The sequence below is a fragment of the Ilumatobacter sp. genome (assembly GCF_041688325.1).
Classification (GTDB): Bacteria; Actinomycetota; Acidimicrobiia; order Acidimicrobiales; family Ilumatobacteraceae; genus Ilumatobacter_A.
The window spans coordinates 1-4,529 of sequence record NZ_JBDNIJ010000159.1 but is presented as its reverse complement, the minus strand read 5'-3'; the positions used below and the strand labels follow the sequence as shown (position 1 = coordinate 4,529).

At 63.9% G+C, this 4,529-nt stretch carries 4 protein-coding genes; 2 read left to right on the top strand and 2 right to left on the bottom strand.

Annotation, left to right across the window (positions count from 1 at the left end; all coding sequences use genetic code 11):
• Positions 1–1,512: DNA polymerase III subunit gamma/tau (gene dnaX, locus ACH2EI_RS10125; protein ID WP_395159922.1), on the bottom strand; the 1,512-nt coding region annotated here is incomplete at its 3' end.
• A 60-nt stretch (positions 1,513–1,572) separates the two neighbouring features.
• Here dnaX and ACH2EI_RS10120 point away from each other — a divergent pair.
• On the top strand, positions 1,573–2,064 hold the full coding sequence (locus tag ACH2EI_RS10120; protein ID WP_395153356.1) for a hypothetical protein: 492 nt from the start codon (positions 1,573–1,575) through the stop codon (positions 2,062–2,064).
• A gap of 69 nt (positions 2,065–2,133) precedes the next feature.
• Entirely contained in the window at positions 2,134–4,038 is a 1,905-nt protein-coding gene (locus ACH2EI_RS10115) for a copper resistance CopC/CopD family protein (protein ID WP_395159920.1), read from the top strand.
• 326 nt (positions 4,039–4,364) lie between these two features.
• Here ACH2EI_RS10115 and ACH2EI_RS10110 read toward each other — a convergent pair whose 3' ends face one another.
• A complete protein-coding gene (locus ACH2EI_RS10110; RefSeq protein WP_395159924.1) occupies positions 4,365–4,523 on the bottom strand; it encodes a hypothetical protein in 159 nt (52 codons plus the stop codon).
• Between the last annotated feature and the right edge of the window lie 6 nt (positions 4,524–4,529).

Here is a 4,529-nt window from a genome sequence, read left to right as displayed (position 1 = left end):
GGCAACAGCGGCCGGCTCTGGGATTGGCGTTGCCGGGGCCGGAGCAGGCTCCAGTTCAACCGACTGGGCAGCGGGCGCCGGTTCGGTCGACACCAGAGCAGGCTCAACCGAAGGTTGCGGTGCCGCGGGCTCCGGTGCCGCGGGCTCCGGTGCCGCTGGTTCGGATGCCGCTGGTTCGGATGCCGCTCGTTCGGATGCCGCTGGTTCGGATGCCGCTCGTTCGGATGCCGCTGGTTCGGATGCGGGAGCGGCGGAACGGCGGGCGCGACCTCCGAGTTGGGCGCGGCCGGTCTTCGGGTCAGTCGGCGACTCGGCATCAGCGGGCGCAGCAGTTGTGGCCGCTCCCGGCGCAGCCGCACTCGCTACCGCACTCCCCGCCCCAACGGCAGAGACGCCCTCGGCAATCTGCTTCTCCAGCTTCGCAACGCGTGCCGTCAACGCTCCAAGAGCCGCTCCGGCGTCTCCGGACGCAACGGCGTCCGAGGTGAGCATGACAATGGCGACGTCGAGCAGGACTCGCGGATCGGGTGCATGGCGCATCTCGGTCAGCGCTTCGCCGAGCTGCTCGATCCCACGCACGAGTCCGGCAGCGCCGAGTCGCTGAGCCTGGTCAGACAACGTCGAAACGTTGAGCGACGGCAACTGGACAAGATCCGGCGCCATGATCGAAAGGAACCCGTTGCGGAGGTAGCCGATCAGTTCTTCGGTCAGCGTCCGCGGGTCGCGGCCGAGGCCGATGGCCCCAGCCACCATCGTCAGCGCCCGGCCGGCGTCGCGCTCAATCATCGATTCGACGAACTCACCGAGGGGCACGGTCTCAGCACCCTCGCCACCGGTGTTCGCGACCAACTCGAGGGCCGACAGCGTGTCGCGCGCCGAGCCGCCGCCTTGCGCAAGAACCTGTTCGATCGCCGCGTCAGAGACAACCAGGCCAGCGTCATCAGCAACCCAACGTACGTGCTGCTGCAACGTGTCTGCGGGCAGCAGGTGGAACTGCAAGTGCTGCGTGCGGCTCCGAATGGTGTCGGACATCTTCTGCGGGTCGGTGGTTGCCAACACGAACACCACGTGCGGCGGCGGCTCTTCGAGCGTCTTCAGCAGTGCTGCTTCGGCTGGCTTGGTCAGCATGTGGACTTCGTCGAGGATGTACACCTTGTGGCGACCCGGCGTTCCGAGCGATGCCTTGTCGATGAGGTCACGCATTGCATCGACACCGTTGTTGCTGGCCGCGTCGAGTTCGTGGACGTCATAGCTCGTGCCGCGTTCGACCGACAGGCACGACTCACACTCGCAGCAGGGCTCGCCCTCTTGGACGTTGGTGCAGTTGAGGACCTTGGCCAGAATGCGCGCCGAAGTCGTCTTGCCTGTTCCGCGCGGGCCGGAGAACAGATACGCCTGGCCCTCGCGCCCCTCAGCGACCGAATTGCGAAGCGCCTTGACGACGTGGTCTTGACCCCTGACTTCGCTGAAGCGACGGGGCCGATATCGGCGGTACAGCGACTGAGTGGCCATTACGATCACGATAGAGGGTCCGCGCACCTCCGCCATCGTGCGCGCCGTAGGGTTCGGTCGATGTCGACTCCGTCCCCGGTCCGCGGCTCCCGCACACGCCTCACATTTTGGTTCGCAGTCGTTGTGCTCGCGGCCTCCGCCACAGCATGTACGTCCGAGCCAGTTGTGCAAGTTGACTCGGCGGCCTACCGTTCCCAACTCGGAGCCGTTTGCGAACGGACCGACCAGCAGCAGGCTGCCCTCACCGACCCGGTCGATGCGGCGACAACGGCGGTGTTTGCCCAGCAAGTGGCGGTAATTTTAGCCGCTGAGGCCAACGCTATACGGGCTTTGCAGGTTCCAGCCGATGTCGACAACGATCACCGGGCCTTCATCCAGAACACCGACGATCAGGCTCGACAGTGGGTCACGTTGGCCTCGACATCAGTCGATGACCCAGCTGCATTCGGTGATGTACAGACGGCGATCCTGCAGCTCACTCTCGGCCGCGACGACCTGGCTGTGGTGATGAACGTTGATGCCTGCCGAGCCGCTGGACCCGGCGCACCCTAATGCCGGTCGTTCGTCGTGCCGGCGAGGTCCACCCAGTTGACGGTGAGGCCGCACTAGCCTCGTCACACTGTGAGTGAGCATGCATTTGTTTCCATCGGCGACCGCGTGGCCCGCCCGCTAATCAACCGACCGATGTCGGCGATCGCAGCCGTCTTCGCCGCAGTCCTGATCGGACTACTGACGCTGCTCCCCGGCGTCGCCTACGCCGAAAACGAAGTCATTACGTCGGAGCCGGCTGACGGCACGACGCTCGCCACGTCGCCAACGCAGATCGTTTTCAACTTCACCCAGGAAATCGGTGAGTTGCGCATCGTTTCGCTCGAGTGCAACACCGAACCAATCACCCTGCCCCCACCGACACTGAGCGGCAACTCGCGGGTGATGACAGTCGAGATTCCCGAGGCACTTCCGCGTGGCCTCTGTGTCGCCACGTGGCGTGTGAGCGATTCCGACGGCGAGCCGAACGGGAGCTCGCTGATCTCGTTCACGGTCGATGCCGAACCGGCCGCGTCGACCATTCCAGCTGACGAAGATTCCACGACATTGAGCGGCGGGTCCGCCGATGGTGCAACAACGGCGGGGTCGACTGCTGCAACAACTTCGGCTGCTGCAGCAGAAACCCGAACGGTCGCACTCGACCGCGTCGAGGCCGGCAAGGGCCCACTGTGGCTTGGTCGTGTGTTGTCGACGCTCGGCATCGCTGTCGTGTTCGGCGCACTGATTCTCATCGCTGCGGCGTGGCCGGAAGGCGTTGAATACCTGATCACCGTCCGCTTCCTGCGCGCCGCATGGGTGCTCGCGCTGATCGGTACGTTGCTCTACACCTCGGCCGCTGCGGCAGCAGTCAATGGAAGTTCGCTGGGTTCTGGTTTCAGCCCGGGGGCCTGGCTCGACCTCCTCGGAGCGGGCTGGGCCGGACGCGCTGCGCTGTTCCGATTGATCTTCGTTATCGCCTCGGCGTGGGCAGCATTCCGCCCCGACCGGGTCATCGACCCGGCCACGCAGGTCGCTGCGCTGGGCATCCCCGCACTCGCCGTTGCGATGATCGGTGTCGGCAGAGTTGACGGATCACTCGCAGCTGTTGGCGTGCTGCTCGGTATCGCACACGCACTGGCGATGGCGATCTGGGTCGGCGGCGTCATCCTGCTGACACGAGTTGTACTTTCCGGGCCTGGCGACGAAGACCTCGTCCATGCGGTGCGCGGATTTGCACGCGTGTCGGTCATCGCCATCGTCGTCACGATCGGAACTGGCCTTGCCCAGATGCTCCGCCTCGACGGCAGCGACCTCTTTGGCAGTGCTCACGGCCTCTGGACTGTTCTGAAGGTCGTGCTGGTTGCCGCGATGGTCTTCATCGGCCTGTCCGCACGCCAGTTCGCTCAGAAACGCCTCAATCGCGCCCACGAATTGACCCTGCCAATGGCCGGTCGTCTCCGTCGTGCGTTCGGAACCGAAGCTGCTATCGGTCTCGTCATATTGCTCGCCAGTTCATGGCTGCTTTCACTCACCCCGGCAAACGTCAGCGCCGAACCGGGCATCGACTACGCAATCTCACAGACCATCCTCGTTCCCGAGGCCGACCTCGACGTCACCATCAAACTGACTCGCAACAGCGTCGGGAACAGCGGCCTCGAAGTGACCGTGAACTCACCGGCCGAGGGTCTCACCGGGCTCGAAGTGATGCTCACCCCGCCGTACAACACCGTCACCGGGGCCATCGTTCAGCCAGTGCCGCTGTCTGGCGCTGGCGTCGCCACCCGCAGCGAAGCAGTCGGCCTCCCGATCATCGTGCCCGGCGAATGGCTGCTGCAGATCAACGCACAAACGGCGGCTGGCGTGGTGCAGAGCGACCCAGTGCTGATCTCGATCCTCGACGAGACCGGCCTTGCGCCGACCACGTCGATCACGATTCCGGAACCGATCTTGGTTCCGATCGAGACCTCCGCGACCTCCGCGACCCTCGCTGGCGGCTGACGCTGGCAGATTGCCAGACATCTCCGGACGAATTCAGGCAGGGGCAGGCAGGCAGGCAGGGCCAGACGGTCGTGCTGTTGGCCAAGAGCCGAGCGATTTTGCTGAGGAAGTTTTTGTCGTCGATCGGCTTGGCGCCAGAGCCGTGATCACCTCAATCGATTCGTCCGCCACGGAGGCCGCCAGCACCTTGCCTTCACGCGGATCGTCATCGACGAGCGGCACGACAGGTCGCGACTTTCCGAATGCAGCGGGAAGACCCAACCCTCCGACACGGTCGCCAAAGAAACACATGATCTTTATTTATTTTTCAAACGAACTGGTGTACGCTAAAATATGTCGTTGACTACGGTGTTGAAGGGCTTGGTCCGCGACATTGACATTGAGGTCTCTGACATTGAGGTCTCTGACATTGAGGTCTCTGACATTGAGGTCTCTGACATTGAGGTCTCTGACATTGAGGTCTCTGACATTGAGGTCTCTGACATTGAGGT

Bases quoted from the DNA above. Each gene is read 5' to 3' on its own strand.
- ACH2EI_RS10120 (WP_395153356.1), top strand. From the start codon at position 1,573: ATGTCGACTCCGTCCCCGGTCCGCGGCTCCCGCACACGCCTCACATTT.
- ACH2EI_RS10110 (WP_395159924.1), bottom strand. From the start codon at position 4,523: ATGTCAGAGACCTCAATGTCAGAGACCTCAATGTCAGAGACCTCAATG.